The organism is Alkaliphilus pronyensis (assembly GCF_009017275.1).
Lineage (GTDB): Bacteria > Bacillota > Clostridia > Peptostreptococcales > Natronincolaceae > Alkaliphilus_C > Alkaliphilus_C pronyensis.
In genome coordinates this window covers 14,710-29,367 of record NZ_WBZC01000010.1, presented here as the reverse complement: position 1 = coordinate 29,367, position 14,658 = coordinate 14,710, and the positions used below count along the sequence as shown (strand labels likewise).

The following is a 14,658-nucleotide window of genomic DNA, read 5'->3' as shown; positions in this document are numbered from 1 at the left end:
TTTTAACATTTATTAAAAATATATAGAAAACGTATTTCAATAATTGGAATTTTGTGATAATATTTTATTAAATGTTACAGTCTATTAATATTTAAAAAGCATCTTATATATTTATATGTTTTTACTAAGGATATGTATTGTATTACCTTTATCTTATGAATATATTTTTTTTTAATATATAAAATATGAGGAGGTGAAAAAAAGAAGTATTTCAAACATTAATAAAAACATAATAAAAAGGGAGGTTCATTTATGTTAGGTTTCGTAAGTGCTATCGAAAATATCAACGGAATTATTAATGGTTTAGTTTGGGGACCCTATATGTTGCTCTTATTAGTAGGTACTGGTGTTTACTTTTCTTTTAGAACAAATTTCCTTCAAGTCCGTAAGTTCAGCTATACCATGAAGGAAACCCTAATGAAAATTTTTGAAAAGCCTGAAGAAAGTACAGAGGGAGATATAACACCCTTCCAGGCTTTATCAACTGCTTTAGCAGCAACAATTGGTACTGGTAATATTGCTGGTGTTGCTACAGCTATTGCTATTGGTGGACCAGGAGCTATTTTCTGGATGTGGATTTCAGCCTTCTTTGGAATGCTAACAAAGTTTGCAGAAGTTGTATTAGCAATTCAATACCGTGAAAAGAACGCTGAAGGTAGTTATGTTGGTGGACCTATGTATTACATAGAAAAGGGTCTTGGATTAAAGTGGCTTGCAGTAGTGTTCTCAATCTTTGGTGCAGTTGCTGCCTTTGGTATAGGTAATATGGTTCAATCAAACTCTGTAGCAGCAGCTTTAGAGGCTACCTTTAATATTCAACCAATTATTACTGGCTTCCTTTTAGCTATTGGTGCTGGCTTAGTAATACTTGGAGGACTAAAGCGTATAGCATCTGTAACTGAAAAAATAGTGCCTTTTATGGCTGTTTTCTATATAATAGGCGCACTAATTATTCTAATTATTAATATTGCAAACATTCCTGCTGCCTTCGGATTAATATTTAAGCATGCTTTTACTGCTACATCAGCAGTTGGTGGATTTGCAGGATCAGTTGTAATGATGTCCATTCGTTATGGGGTTGCCCGTGGAGTATTCTCAAACGAGGCAGGCTTAGGTAGTGCTCCTATAGCCCATGCTGCCGCTAGAACTGACCATCCAGTTAGACAGGGGCTTTGGGGAATCTTTGAAGTATTTGCAGATACAATTGTTATTTGTACATTAACAGCTTTAGCTATTATCTCTACAGGCGTTTGGAGTAGTGGTGAGTCTGGTGCAGCATTAACAACTGCAGCCTTTAATCAAGGGCTACCAGGTCCTGGTGGTATTATAGTAGCTATTGGTATTTTATTCTTTGCCTTCTCTACTATACTTAGCTGGGCCTACTACGGAGAAAAATGTGCTGAGCATTTATTTGGCTCAGGTGTAAATAAGATATACAGAATAATTTGGTTGCCACTTATAGTTGTTGGAGCTATTGGTGGATTAGAGCTTATATGGGCTATAGCCGACACCTTAAATGGTTTGATGGCAGTACCAAACTTAATTGGTCTATTAGGCTTAAGTGGAGTAGTAATTAAACTATCTAAAGAGTTCTTTGCCAATAAAGCAGAATAGAACTTTAAAGCAGGTGACTTAGTCACCTGCTTTTATCAATTAAAATAATCTAAAATTACCTTTAAACTGGGCAGCTTAAAATGTGGAGTTTTTTCTTTATTTAATATAGATTGAATATTTATCCTTTTCTATTATTTCTCCAACAACTGCATAGGGATTTAAGCTGTAGTTTGCTAAGCCCTTTAATGCATTATCTACATCTTGTGGGTCGACTGCCAACAACAATCCACCAGAGGTTTGTGGATCAAACATGATGTCGTCTATTACTGCCTCTATCTTATTACGATAACTTATTTTTCCTTCTAAGTATTTTCTATTACCATACATTCCAGCTGGAATGATTCCCATACTAGCAAATTCAATAGCACCTTCTAATATCGGAATTCTACTGCTGTCTATTTCAATTGATACATTACTAGCCTTTGCCATTTCATAGGCATGTCCTAAAAAACCAAAGCCAGTTATATCTGTACATGCCGATACTCTTAGTCCCTCTATGGCCTTCTTTGCATATTTATTTAAGGTTATCATGGTTTTTACTGCCTCTTCATATTGAAGCTTGGTAGTTAAATCTGCCTTTATAGCTGTGTTTAAAATTCCTAACCCAATTGGCTTTGTTAATATCAAAAGGTCACCTACCTTAGCACTACCATTTGCTAGGACATTATTTGGATGTACTACTCCAGTAACCGATAAACCATATTTAGGCTCATTGTCTTCAACAGAATGACCTCCTGCTAAAATAGCCCCTGCCTCCTTAACCTTGTCTGCTCCACCCTTTAGTATTGCCTGCATTGTTTCTATTGATAAACAGCTGGGAAAACATACAATATTCATAGCTGTTAATGGCTCTCCCCCCATAGCATATACATCACTAAGGGCATTGGCAGCAGCAATTTGTCCATATACATAAGGATCATCAACAACAGGTGTAAAGAAGTCTAAGGTTTGTATTAATGCAACTTCATCGTTCAGCTTATATACTGCTGCATCATCTGCTGTATCTAAGCCAATTAATAGGTTTTTATTTTCTTCCTTGGGTAAATGACACAGTACCTGTGCCAGGACATCTGGTCCTATTTTGGCTGCTCATCCTGCACTTTTAGTCATTTGTGTTAATCTAGTTTTATCCAAAGGTATACCTCCCTCCACTGATTTATGCTGCTTAATAACATAGTGTACTCATATTATACAACAAAACCAATGTTGAATACTATGGGTAAATGCTTTCTGTTAATTAAAATATAATGTCATTCTTTATTGCTTCAAATTTCTTGTCTCCTATACCTTTAACCCTCTTAATATCATCAATATTGCTAAAGGGACCATGTATATTTCTATAATCAATAATCCTCTGGGCTAGTGCCTCACCTATTCCATTTAGGCTAGCCAGCTCACTAAGATTAGCAGTATTTATATTTATTTTATCATAATTATTTAACTTATTAGATACTAAGGATTGATTATTGTTGCTGATTGCAACCTCTTCTCCTAATTTAGGTACATAAATAAAATCTTCATCCTTTATTTTTAAAGCTAAATTAATCTTAGATGTATCAGCTTCCTCCTTTAATCCTCCTGCTTTGTTTATAGCATCAATTACTCTTGCTACCCCAGTAAATTCATATACACCCGGCTTTTCAACAGCTCCATCTACATGAACTAAAATTTTAATCATTCCATTATTATTCAGTTGAGTATTTTGTTGATTTTCCTCTATGCTTTCCGACTCACTTTTAGGACTTACAACATATTTTACCCTCTTCTTTCCTATAACATTAACAAATATAAGGGAAAGAATTAAGATACTAAGTATTACAATTAATAGCCTCTTTTGCTTTATTCTAAGAATCACAACATCACCCCTATAATTATTTTCTCCTCATTATTATTAATTTCCTGCTTTTCCCTTTAATTTATTCTTAAAGTATAAATCATTTTTTGATATACTATTATAGTATACTTAACTAATAATAAGAACAGAGATAAGGAGTATAAAAAATGATGCAAAAAACATTAAGTAGAAAGCGTAGGTTTTTAATCTTACCTTTGATATTTTTTCTTTTCTTTACAAGCTCTATATTTGCCTCAACACCACCCTCAATAACAGCTCCCCATGCTATTTTAATGGATTATGAAACTGGTGAAATTATATATCAAAATAATGGCTATGAAGAAGCTTACCCTGCCAGCACAGCAAAAGTACTTACTGCCATTTTAGTAGTTGAAAATCTTGATTTAGATGAAACTATAACCTTAGACTATGATTTGTTTGTAACTGGTTCTAGTATGTATCTTTTGAAGGGTGAGTCCTTTACTGTAAAAGAGCTACTGCAAGCCCTGTTGGTTAGATCTGCCAATGATGTAGCTGAATTATTTGCAAATCATATATCAGGCTCTGTAGAGGAATTTGCAAAGCTAATGAATGAAAGAGCAAGGGAGCTGGGTGCTAAAAACACTCATTTTACTAATCCCCATGGGCTACCTGATCCAAAGCATGTATCCACAGCCTATGATTTAGCCTTAATAGGAAAGCAGGCTATGGGCTATGAGGTTTTAAGAGAAATATTTAAAACAACAAGCTTGGTTTATGATGAAACTGAGCAAACGCCAGAAAAAAGATATTTTCGAAATAACAATCGCTTTTTATGGGGTACTGGTATAGGCAACCAAATATTATATAATGGAACCTATATAGATATAAAATATGATATAGTAGACGGTATTAAAACAGGCTGGACCTCTGCTTCTCAACAGACACTTATATCAACTGCCATTAAAAATAATCACAGATTAATTGCTGTAGTTTTGGGGGCTGAAGGAGTAAACATTTATTCAGATACCCGCACTTTACTTGATTATGGCTTTGATAAATTTACACTGACTGAATTAGTAGAAGATAACTATTTAGAAACAGAAATACCAGTTTCTAAGGGGAAGGTTGATAAAATACCCCTATACACAGACAATAGCCTTTCAGCTGTCATACCCTCTAATTTAGACATCAGCCAAGTTACTAGAAGGGTTGAACTATTAAAGGAAAACATAGAGGCCCCTTTAGAGGCGGGAGCAATTTTAGGTAAATTAGTTTTTTCAATTGATGATAATACTATAGGTGAGGTTAATCTAGTAAGTAAGGAAGCTATTGAAGTAAAGCCTACTTTCTTGGGAAATAAAAAACTATTATACTCTATATTGGGAGTTATAAGCTTTATTATTTTATGGCAAATATTAATTGCATTTCTTAGATTTAAAAAGAGAAAAAGAAGAGCCCTTTATTATTCTGGTGGTCATTCCTATAATTTTAGTAAAAATATAATGAAAAAAAGATAGGTATTTATCCTATCTTTTTGTATTTTAATAAACTATTATATTACTTACCTAAAATCTCTTTTGAAATCCTTATTCCAGTTGGTGTTGCTGCTAATCCCCCTAATGCACTTTCTCTTAACTGGAAGGGTAGTGAACGTCCAACCTTCAGCATAGCATCAACAACCTCATCAAATGGTATTATGCTCTCTACCCCTGCCAAAGCCATTTCAGCTGATATTAATGCGTTTGAAACTCCAATTGCATTTCTTTTTTCACAGGGTGCTTCAACTAAACCTGCAATTGGATCACATACTAAGCCCAATACATTCTTCATAGAAATAGAAGCTGCATGTAATGCTGCTTGAGGGCTACCACCCATTAATTCTACTATGGCAGCAGCAGCCATTGCTGCAGCCGATCCTGTTTCTGCTTGACAGCCTCCTTCAGCCCCTGCTACTGTAGCATTCCTTGAAATAATCATACCTATACCACTGGCGGTAAGTATACCATCAATTAGTTGATTATCTGTTAATGAATACTCTTCTGCCAAAACAAATAGTGCTGCAGGTAATATTCCACTTGAACCCGCCGTTGGTGCAGCTACAATTTTACCCATTGCTGCATTTACTTCTAAAACAGCCATTGAATAGCTGATAGCCTTACTCATTAAAAAACCACATACAGGCTTCTCTTTTTCTCTTCTAGCCTTTATTTTCTTAGCATCACCGCCTGTTAAACCACTTATGGATCTAACATCTTCTGTTAAGCCTTTTTCTATGGAGCTTTTCATTATTTCAAGGCTTATAGAAATTTTATTGAGGATTTCCTCCTCTGTTGAATTTGATAGATTTACTTCCCTTGCTAGCATTACCTCAGAGATCTTTAAATTTTTTTCCTTGCATATATTAATGAGTTCAGAACCCTTTGTAAAATTCATTAATTCTCACCATCCTATATAATTGTAACTAAATATACATTTATAACATTTTCAACTGCCTTTATATCATTAATAACCTCAGTATATATGGGATTATCTGTTTCAATTATCATAAAGGCATTATTACCTTTGTCATGTCTATAGACCCTCATAAAGGCAATATTTATTTTATGCTGAGATAGAATTGCAGTGGTTTTTGCAATGGCTCCTGGCATGTCTTTATGGGGAACAAGAAGTGTAGGATACTCACCTGTAAATTCTAATTGTACACCGTCTATTTCTATAATTTTAATATTACCGCCACCTATTGATGAGCCTGTAATTTCAGTTTTTGATTGATCATTTTTTGTTATTATTATTTTTACTGTATTAGGATGTACTTCTCCTAAGTCAACTTCATGAAATTCAGCTTTAATTCCCTTCTCCTCTGCAATTATAAATGAGTGTTTAATTCTTTCGTCATCTGCATCGAATCCTAGAATTCCCCCCACCAATGCTTTATCTGTTCCATGTCCACGATAGGTTTTAGCAAAGGATCCGTGTAGCATAAATGTTACACTTTTTATATCACCTCTTGCTAGCTTATATGCAATCTTCCCAATTTTGCAGGCACCAGCTGTATGGGAGCTAGAGGGTCCAATCATATTGGGTCCAACTACATCAAATATACTATAGTCCTTCATAAATAACTTCCTTTCCTATACAAATACTAATACATTATGATATTATTTCTTTCCATTATCTAATAGTAGCATTAATATAGGTTTTTACTAGTCTATACTATTAATATTCTATGCTAACTTCTTTATCATAATAAAAAAAGGGAGATATTCGATAGAAAATCGAAGCTCCCTTTTAAAACAATGCAGGTTATTTACTTTTTAATAGCTATAGCATCAATTTCAACCTTTACATCCTTTGGTAATCTGGCAACCTCTACACAAGCTCTTGCTGGCTTATTATCCTGAAAATATGTTGCATATACCTCATTGATTAAAGAGAATTCATTCATATCCTTTATAAAAACTGTAGTTTTAACTACATCCTTCAAAGAATATCCTGCCTCCTCCAATATTACTTTAAGATTTTCTAGTGATTGCTTAGTTTGTTCCTTAACGTCCTCTGAAACCAATTCCATTGTTTCTGCAACAAAGGGAATCTGTCCAGATACAAATAACATATTTCCCGACTCAATTCCTTGTGAATAGGGACCTATAGCTGCAGGTGCCTTTTGAGTATTAATAGTCTTATTCATTTTATTTCCTCCTTTAGCCATTGACTCTAATCTCATCTAAATAATTATAGATGGTATATCTGGATACACATAGTATTCTTGCCACATAATCAATGGCACCTTTTATTAAAAATGCACCCTGATCATCTAGCTTTTTTACTATGGTTACCTTTTCTTCCTTATTCATGTATGCTACTGGCTTGCCGTTAGCATCTAGTGTGTCTGCTACAATATTCATTAGGACATCATTAACATTGTTGCTGGCAAAGTCACCCATGTTAACATCACCCTTAACATCTGTTTTAATTAGCTCCTCAAGGGCTTTATGGGCTACTACAAACTCTGATATATCAATATTAATACATAAACATCCAATAATTTCATTCTTCTCGTCCCTAACAAACATAGTGGTTGATTTAAGTACCTTACCATCGGAGCTCTTATTGCTGTAATTTAGAATATTATCTGCATCATTACCCTTCCGAATTGCTTTTACTCCAGCCTCCAGCATAGGACTACCAACGGACCTGCCAGTAACATGACCATTAGAAATAGCAATAATAGACCTCTTGTGGTTACTTATTTCATTTAAAACAACTTCACAATTTTTGCCAAATGTTTTAGCAAGTCCTTCTACCAATGGAATCATACTGGTTAGTATTGGATGTGTACTCTTTGTCATATTATCCCTCCGTTACTTTACAACAATATTTACCAGCTTATTTGGAACAGTAATAACTTTAATTATTTTCTTACCTTCAATAAAGCCCTTAATTTTATCACTGCTTAAGGCAATAGCTTCTAGTTCTTCTTTTGATATTCCTGTTGGAATTATAATTTTATCCTTTAGCTTGCCATTTACTTGAATTACCACCTCAGCCTCATCTTTGACAATGGCTTGCTTTTGGTACTTTGGCCAGCTTACTTGGTGTACACTGCCACCTTCTAAACTATAGCTCCATAATTCTTCAACGATGTGGGGTGCAAAAGGAGCTAATAAAACTATTACTGTATTTATTCCCTCCCTTAGGAGTTCTCCGTCTATTTCATCATTTTCTTTATACTTATATAGCTCATTAACTAATTCCATTATAGCACTAATTGCTGTATTAAAGTTAAATCTTTCTTCAATATCTTCTGTTACTCTTTTAATAGTATAATGGATGTTATATTTTAAATCCTTATGATTTTTAGATTCTACAGAGGCCTTTTTATTGTAAAGATTATTCTCTTTTGCCTCGATTACAATTCTCCATACCCTATTAAGGAAACGGAAACACCCTTCAACACCTTGGTCACTCCACTCTAAGTCCCTTTCTGGAGGAGCAGCAAACAGTACAAATAACCTTGCAGTATCGGCACCATATTTTTCAATTATCTCTTCAGGGCTGACAACATTACCCTTCGATTTTGACATCTTAGCCCCATCCTTAAGAAGCATACCTTGAGTTAAAAGATTTTCAAATGGCTCATTAACAGTTGTTAAGCCTAAGTCATTAATTACTTTTGTAAAGAACCTAGCATATAAAAGGTGTAATATAGCATGCTCTACACCGCCAATATACTGATCCACCTTCATCCAATAGTCTGCATTAGCTTTATCAAAGGGCTTGTTACTATTCTTTGAATCAGTATATCTTAGAAAATACCAGGATGAATCAACAAATGTATCCATAGTGTCTGTTTCTCTTCTGCCTTCTTTACCACATTTGGGACATTTAGCATGTAGAAAGGACTCACTGGTGGTTAAAGGTGACAAGCCTGTGCCTGTAAATTTAATGTCTGTTGGTAATGTAACTGGTAAATCCTTTTCATCAACTGGTACTGAACCACAATCGTCACAATAGATTATTGGAATAGGTGTACCCCAATACCTTTGTCTTGATAAGAGCCAATCCCTTAAACGATAGCTGGTGGTTTTTTTACCTACCTGCTTTTCTTCTAAAAGCTTACATATTTCCCCATAGGCAGCATCATTTTTTAAGCCATTAAACTTACCTGAATTAATCATTATTCCATCCTTAGCAAAGGCTTCATTTTTAATTTCAAACTCTTCTTCTGCTTCTGGTTTGATAACAGGAATTACTTCGATATTGTACTTTCTTGCAAACTCAAGATCTCTTTGATCATGACCTGGAACAGCCATAATTGCTCCAGTACCATAATCAATTAAAACATAGTTAGCTATATAGATTGGAATTTTTTTGCCAGAAATAGGATTAATACAATATTGCCCAATAAAAGCCCCTTCTTTTTCCATATCAGTTGATGTTCTCTCAATATCTGACATGTGTTGAAGCTTTGCAATTATCTCATTTACCCTCTCCTCATATTCTGTTCCCTTAACCATTTCTTCAACATAGGGATGTTCAGGGGCTAAAACCATATAGGTAGCACCAAATATTGTGTCGGGTCTTGTCGTGAAAACCTTTAGCACCTTATCACTATTGTCAATAGGAAAATCTATCTCTGCACCTGTACTTTTTCCGATCCAGTTGCTTTGCATTATTTTTACCTTTTCTGGCCAACCATCCAGATCCTCAATATCCTTTAGAAGCTCCTCTGCATAATCAGTTATTTTAAAGAACCATTGATTTAGCATCTTTTTAATAACCTTGCTGTCGCATCTTTCACATAAACCTCCTATAACCTGTTCATTGGCAAGAACAGTTTCACATGAAGTACACCAGTTTACCCTTGATTCTTTTTTGTAGGCTAATCCTTTTTTGTAGAACTCTATAAATAGCCATTGGGTCCATTTATAATAATCTTCACTACAGGTAGAAACCTCACGCTCCCAGTCATAGCTAAGACCTAATGTATTTAACTGCTGCTTCATTTCTTCTATATTCTTTTTAGTCCAAATATCTGGGTGTATACCATGCTTTATTGCAGCATTTTCAGCAGGTAATCCAAAAGCATCCCACCCCATTGGATGTAGCACATTAAAGCCCTGCATTTTTTTGAATCGGGCTACAACATCACCAATTGAGTAGTTTCTTACATGACCCATATGAATTTTACCTGATGGATATGGGAACATTTCTAACATATAATATTTAGGCTTATTACTTTCCGATACTTTGTATGCATCGTTATCTGCCCAATATTTCTGCCATTTAGTTTCAACTTCTTTAAAAGGATAATTTGCCATTTTCATCTCCTCCTGTTATAAAATATAATTAAAGTAAAACTTATTATGGTTATATAGATACACTAGTAGTTAGTTCCTTAACATGTTTTTATGATAATAAAAAAAAACTTCTTGCCTTTTAGGGACGAGCAAAGCCCGCGGTACCACCCTAATTGACAGAAAGTCCACTTCACGGTTTATATAGGAGACCATCCTATTAGTGTTTACAAACAGGTAAGTTCAACAATTTGCACTACTGGTTCGCAGCCACCACCAGTTCTCTGAAATGCAGATATTGCCTACTACTCCTAACACTTAAATCTTAAAAATATGTTATTTTAGATTATATATTATCCTTCACAGCTTTGTCAATATTAACTATTTCAGCATCTTTCCAAATTCTTTCTAGGCTATAGAAGCCTCTATCTTCTTCATGGAATATATGAATCACAATATCTCCGTAATCTAATAAAATCCATTTGCCATTATGATAGCCTTCTTTATGTCTAGGTATAACATCTATTTTTGCTAACTGATCCTCAATTTCATCACAAATTGACTTTACTTGTCTAATGGATGCACCTGTAGTAATAATGAAATAGTCACAAATGGAAGAAACCTTTGATATATCTAAAGCTAAAATATCCTCACCATGTTTATCATCAATTACTTGAACTATTTTTTCCACAAGCTCCATTAATTTATTATCCATTTACTTCCTCCTTAATTATAAAAATAGTCTAAACAAGGCAAATAAGTATACACAATAAATGCTTAAAACTGCAAATCCAGTCCATCTGCTGATTTTTCCAAATATTAATCCACTTAATAATAGCACAATCATCATAGATATAGCAACAGGCAAGTCTAAATATAAGGTTTGTGGTATATTATGGATTGATGCACCAAGCATAACATTTTGATAGCTTATTACTAAGCCTTTGTCTGCAATTTTAGTTGATGCTCCAACAACCATAACCATATTTAAAATATTTGCCCCAATAATGTTACCTATAGAAATACCGTGGTGTCCTTTGATAATTGATGCAATAGCAGTTATAAGCTCTGGCATCGATGTACCTAAGGCAATTAGTGTTAAGCTTACCACTTGCTCGGGTATTCCTAATATGTTGGCTATTTTCACACCGTTAGTAACCAACAATCTGGCACCAATTATTATAAATACTGCTCCCATTATAAATTTTATTGTGTTTTTTCCAGCATGGGTTTTATCATATTTAATCTTTTCGTATTCATTGGTGCTTTGTTTTCCTTTAGTAAACTCTAGTATATTTATTATAATATATACTACAAACAATACAAGTAAAATGTTACCCTCTTGTGAAGTAATAATTGTATCCATTGAAATATAAAACAGTATTAAAGCTGTTAACAGCATAAAGCCGCTTTTAATTGTGAAATTTTTTCTATTAATCCTTAAGGGTGATAGTATTGCTGTTAATCCTAATATTAGTCCAATATTACATGCCATTGATCCTACAACATTACCTAAGGCAACATCATAAAATTGTTGATAGGTGGCAATAGTAGACACCAACAGCTCTGGTAAAGTGGTGGCTATACTAACTATTGTAGCACCAATTAATACACTAGGTATTCCCGTTACCTTAGCTATCCAAACAGCAGATTCCACAAACCAATCTCCACCCTTAATAATTATTATTAGGCCTAGTAAAAACAGCATAATAGTGATTATTGTATCCATGTTTACCCCCTATTAATAAAGTATGTCTCATTAACTATATGATTAAGTTGATTATTAATTACAATAAGTATTATGCATCTAAATCTTTTCCAATGATAACCTTAATGTCTATACTGTCTTCCACCCATTCATCCCTCTCCCTTATATCCTTTATTCCTAATATATTAGAAATTTTTTGGGCTTGCTTTTTAAAGGGCTTTTTATACTCGATAAATGAGTCTGATATATCGAAATTTTCATAGTTACCAATTTTTTCAACCTTTATATTGTTTCCCTCAAGCTTGTTTGCATTTTCAGTAGCTATGCTTTTTATTCCACAGCCATTTAACACAGTTATTTTGGCTAAAATCTCGTTATTATCCGATAGCTGATTCTTAAGAATACTTAATGCCTCATTATCTACATAGTAGCCTGCTACTCCATTAACCTTTTTTGCATTACCTTGTAGCGTTAATCGGTTTAGTTCTTTAATCTCTCCTTTAATAAAATAGGAGCTCAGCTTTAGCATTGTACCTTGGCTTATATTAGTATCTACATGTTCATGAAAGATATTAATTAATTTAGGTATTTTAGGTATAATTTTAGGTGACAGAGCTTTATCCTTTAGTGAATTAACAAAGTTTTGTTGAGCTTCAATACGGCCTAAATCTTGATTAGAGTATCCTTTTCTAAAGCGTAGAAAGTGTACAGCATTCTTACCATCTAATACTTGTAGACCTTTAGGAATATTTATATGAAGTGGTGGATTATCATAGGGATCACTGTACTTCATATCCATAGGTACATCAATTTCAATTCCTCCTATAGCATCTATCATTTCCTCTACAGCTCTGTAGTTAACACGAACATACTGGTTGACTTTAATACCAAAGAGATTCTCTACTGTTTCCACCAAAAGCTGGGCATCTCCATATGCATGGGCATGATTTATTTTTTCTGGGTTCCTTCTTCCTGGAATATCTACTATAGTATCTCTTGGTATTGAGATTAAAGTAGGGTTCTCTCCGGATGAATCCATACTAAACAGCATAATTGAATCAGAACGAGTTTTTTTTGCCTTTTCTTTGCTTAAAGCATCAACTCCGAATATTAGTATATTTGTCTTGCCGTTTTCTTCTGAAAAGTAACTGAAAATACTATTGTCCTCTTGAAAATCCTTTGCAAAAATTCTATTAACTATTGCACCTAATGGAAAAGCACCTATAATAATAAGCACAATTACAAAAGTGATTAGTTTTTTTCCCTTAGTCATCAATAACACCTCTTTATTTATCATTGCCAATCAATATTTGGTTTCTTGCATCAATTGTGTTTGGATGCAATATTTGGTTAATGTCTAAAACATATATTATAGTATTGTTTAATGCTTTTAGAACCGCTTTATCTAAATCTTCCTCGGCAATTACCCTTAGTTCATCAACCCCAGGATAGCTGCGTCCCACCTCAATAAAGTCTGCTAAATATATTATTTTTTCAAGTCTAGTCATGCCCCTTCTTCCAGTTGTATGATATTCAACAGCATTTAATATATCTATATCTGTTACACCAAACCTTTTCTTTGCAATTGAAGCAGCAACCTTTCCATGTAGGAGCTGATATGCACAATTTAAAACATCATCAACAGGTATTTTATTCTTTTTTATATGCTTTCTTAGCTTAGCTTCTGAAAAATCCTTTGCATAATCATGAAGCAATGCAGCAATAGCAGCCTTATTACAATTTTCGCCATATTTATTAGCTAAATAAACAGCTACATCTACTACCCCTAAAGTATGCTTGTACCTCTTTTTTGATATAACCTGCTTCAATTTATGATCTATGGCTTTATATAAATCACTATCCTTATAATTTTCATTATCATCCATTTGACTTATATCCATATAGTTTGTTTTTTGCAATGTAGGTCTCAACTCCTTCAGGAACTAAGTATTTTATGGTTTTACCCTCATTGACCCTTTGGCGAATACTAGTGGCTGAAATTTCAAGGGTTGGTATGGTTAGTAGAATAATTTTAGTATTATACAGGCTTTTGTAGTGGTTAATTTTTTCTTTTATTTCAACATCCTTATTTCCAGCCCTTGACACCACAACAAGGTTAGTTGTTTCCAATAGTGTTTTATAGCTTTTCCATTCCTCTAATCCTATAAAGGAGTCACCACCTAATATTAAGTGTAATTTATTATTGTCATTATATATTTTTTTTAGTTCATTAATTGTCTCAATAGTAAAGGATATTCCTCTTCTTTTTATTTCAATATCCGACACTAGGAACCTTTTATTTGCATTTGTGGCTATATTTGTCATAATCAAGCGATGACTAACCTCTGTTATATTTGCTTGTAGCTTATGGGGTGAAATGCATGTAGGAATAAAAATAACCTTTTCTAAAGCTAACTCATCCATAGCTGCTTCAGCAATATATAGATGCCCTAGATGTATAGGATCAAAAGTTCCCCCTAATATTCCAATTCCTTTTCTATTCTTTTTCTCATTATCCATATTGACACCTCTTAAAAGTTTATACTAGTAGTCAACTGATACATTATACTATATTTTATCAGATATTAAAAATTTTAAAAAGGTAATTATTTCTGTAGGTCGGTATATAGGCAATAGAATTACAATAATATTTACCTAATATTAATAAAACCGCTATTATTTAGCGGTTCTTAGGTTAAATATTAAATTATCTATTTATTTAA

At 33.7% G+C, this 14,658-nt stretch carries 14 protein-coding genes; 2 read left to right on the top strand and 12 right to left on the bottom strand.

What is annotated here, in order from left to right; all coding sequences use genetic code 11:
• Positions 1-252 precede the first annotated feature (252 nt).
• Complete coding sequence (locus F8154_RS02845) at positions 253-1,614, top strand: alanine/glycine:cation symporter family protein (protein WP_151860082.1); 1,362 nt, start codon at positions 253-255, stop codon at positions 1,612-1,614.
• Positions 1,615-1,710: 96 nt separating this feature from the next.
• Here F8154_RS02845 and selD read toward each other — a convergent pair whose 3' ends face one another.
• Positions 1,711-2,724, bottom strand: a complete 1,014-nt coding sequence (selD, locus tag F8154_RS02840; protein ID WP_151860240.1) for a selenide, water dikinase SelD — start codon at positions 2,722-2,724, stop codon at positions 1,711-1,713.
• Positions 2,725-2,851: 127 nt separating this feature from the next.
• Positions 2,852-3,469: a helix-hairpin-helix domain-containing protein gene (locus F8154_RS02835; RefSeq protein ID WP_151860081.1), complete on the bottom strand. Its 618-nt coding sequence runs from the start codon at positions 3,467-3,469 to the stop codon at positions 2,852-2,854.
• A 146-nt stretch (positions 3,470-3,615) separates the two neighbouring features.
• Between F8154_RS02835 and F8154_RS02830 the strand changes: the two genes are divergently transcribed.
• Positions 3,616-4,947 carry a D-alanyl-D-alanine carboxypeptidase family protein gene (locus tag F8154_RS02830; protein WP_151860080.1) on the top strand — a complete coding sequence of 444 codons (1,332 nt, stop codon included), beginning with the start codon at positions 3,616-3,618 and terminating at the stop codon, positions 4,945-4,947.
• Positions 4,948-4,987: 40 nt separating this feature from the next.
• Here the strand turns inward: F8154_RS02830 and sdaAA are convergent, their stop codons facing one another.
• The 10 genes from sdaAA to nadD all read right to left on the bottom strand — a co-directional run bounded on the left by sdaAA (position 4,988) and on the right by nadD (position 14,455).
• Positions 4,988-5,863, bottom strand: a complete 876-nt coding sequence (gene sdaAA / locus F8154_RS02825; protein WP_151860079.1) for an L-serine ammonia-lyase, iron-sulfur-dependent, subunit alpha — start codon at positions 5,861-5,863, stop codon at positions 4,988-4,990.
• A gap of 14 nt (positions 5,864-5,877) precedes the next feature.
• Entirely contained in the window at positions 5,878-6,546 is a 669-nt protein-coding gene (gene sdaAB, locus F8154_RS02820; RefSeq protein ID WP_151860078.1) for an L-serine ammonia-lyase, iron-sulfur-dependent subunit beta, read from the bottom strand.
• A gap of 191 nt (positions 6,547-6,737) precedes the next feature.
• Positions 6,738-7,118 (bottom strand): RidA family protein, encoded by a 381-nt coding sequence (locus F8154_RS02815; RefSeq protein WP_151860077.1) that lies wholly within the window; start codon positions 7,116-7,118, stop codon positions 6,738-6,740.
• A 13-nt stretch (positions 7,119-7,131) separates the two neighbouring features.
• Positions 7,132-7,779: a helix-turn-helix transcriptional regulator gene (locus tag F8154_RS02810; protein WP_151860076.1), complete on the bottom strand. Its 648-nt coding sequence runs from the start codon at positions 7,777-7,779 to the stop codon at positions 7,132-7,134.
• A gap of 12 nt (positions 7,780-7,791) precedes the next feature.
• Positions 7,792-10,251: a leucine--tRNA ligase gene (gene leuS, locus F8154_RS02805; protein WP_151860075.1), complete on the bottom strand. Its 2,460-nt coding sequence runs from the start codon at positions 10,249-10,251 to the stop codon at positions 7,792-7,794.
• A gap of 322 nt (positions 10,252-10,573) precedes the next feature.
• Positions 10,574-10,942: a ribosome silencing factor gene (rsfS, locus tag F8154_RS02800; RefSeq protein ID WP_151860074.1), complete on the bottom strand. Its 369-nt coding sequence runs from the start codon at positions 10,940-10,942 to the stop codon at positions 10,574-10,576.
• A gap of 15 nt (positions 10,943-10,957) precedes the next feature.
• Positions 10,958-11,956: a calcium/sodium antiporter gene (locus F8154_RS02795; RefSeq protein WP_151860073.1), complete on the bottom strand. Its 999-nt coding sequence runs from the start codon at positions 11,954-11,956 to the stop codon at positions 10,958-10,960.
• Positions 11,957-12,026: 70 nt separating this feature from the next.
• Complete coding sequence (locus tag F8154_RS02790; protein WP_192930131.1) at positions 12,027-13,208, bottom strand: LCP family protein; 1,182 nt, start codon at positions 13,206-13,208, stop codon at positions 12,027-12,029.
• A gap of 13 nt (positions 13,209-13,221) precedes the next feature.
• A complete protein-coding gene (yqeK, locus tag F8154_RS02785) occupies positions 13,222-13,821 on the bottom strand; it encodes a bis(5'-nucleosyl)-tetraphosphatase (symmetrical) YqeK (protein ID WP_151860239.1) in 600 nt (199 codons plus the stop codon).
• The gene (gene nadD / locus F8154_RS02780; RefSeq protein ID WP_151860071.1) at positions 13,814-14,455 is read right to left on the bottom strand and encodes a nicotinate-nucleotide adenylyltransferase; all 642 of its coding nucleotides are present in this window, start codon (positions 14,453-14,455) and stop codon (positions 13,814-13,816) included. Before nadD ends, yqeK begins: the two co-directional genes overlap by 8 nt.
• Positions 14,456-14,658: the final 203 nt, after the last annotated feature.

What these genes read in the sequence shown, in the direction of transcription:
- F8154_RS02810 (WP_151860076.1), bottom strand. Translation starts at nt 7,779, where the DNA reads ATGACAAAGAGTACACATCCAATACTAACCAGTATGATTCCATTGGTA.
- sdaAB (WP_151860078.1), bottom strand. Translation starts at nt 6,546, where the DNA reads ATGAAGGACTATAGTATATTTGATGTAGTTGGACCCAATATGATTGGA.
- F8154_RS02830 (WP_151860080.1), top strand. Translation starts at nt 3,616, where the DNA reads ATGATGCAAAAAACATTAAGTAGAAAGCGTAGGTTTTTAATCTTACCT.
- F8154_RS02815 (WP_151860077.1), bottom strand. Translation starts at nt 7,118, where the DNA reads ATGAATAAGACTATTAATACTCAAAAGGCACCTGCAGCTATAGGTCCC.
- leuS (WP_151860075.1), bottom strand. Translation starts at nt 10,251, where the DNA reads ATGGCAAATTATCCTTTTAAAGAAGTTGAAACTAAATGGCAGAAATAT.
- F8154_RS02795 (WP_151860073.1), bottom strand. Translation starts at nt 11,956, where the DNA reads ATGGATACAATAATCACTATTATGCTGTTTTTACTAGGCCTAATAATA.
- F8154_RS02790 (WP_192930131.1), bottom strand. Translation starts at nt 13,208, where the DNA reads ATGACTAAGGGAAAAAAACTAATCACTTTTGTAATTGTGCTTATTATT.
- nadD (WP_151860071.1), bottom strand. Translation starts at nt 14,455, where the DNA reads ATGGATAATGAGAAAAAGAATAGAAAAGGAATTGGAATATTAGGGGGA.
- rsfS (WP_151860074.1), bottom strand. Translation starts at nt 10,942, where the DNA reads ATGGATAATAAATTAATGGAGCTTGTGGAAAAAATAGTTCAAGTAATT.
- F8154_RS02845 (WP_151860082.1), top strand. Translation starts at nt 253, where the DNA reads ATGTTAGGTTTCGTAAGTGCTATCGAAAATATCAACGGAATTATTAAT.
- yqeK (WP_151860239.1), bottom strand. Translation starts at nt 13,821, where the DNA reads ATGGATGATAATGAAAATTATAAGGATAGTGATTTATATAAAGCCATA.
- sdaAA (WP_151860079.1), bottom strand. Translation starts at nt 5,863, where the DNA reads ATGAATTTTACAAAGGGTTCTGAACTCATTAATATATGCAAGGAAAAA.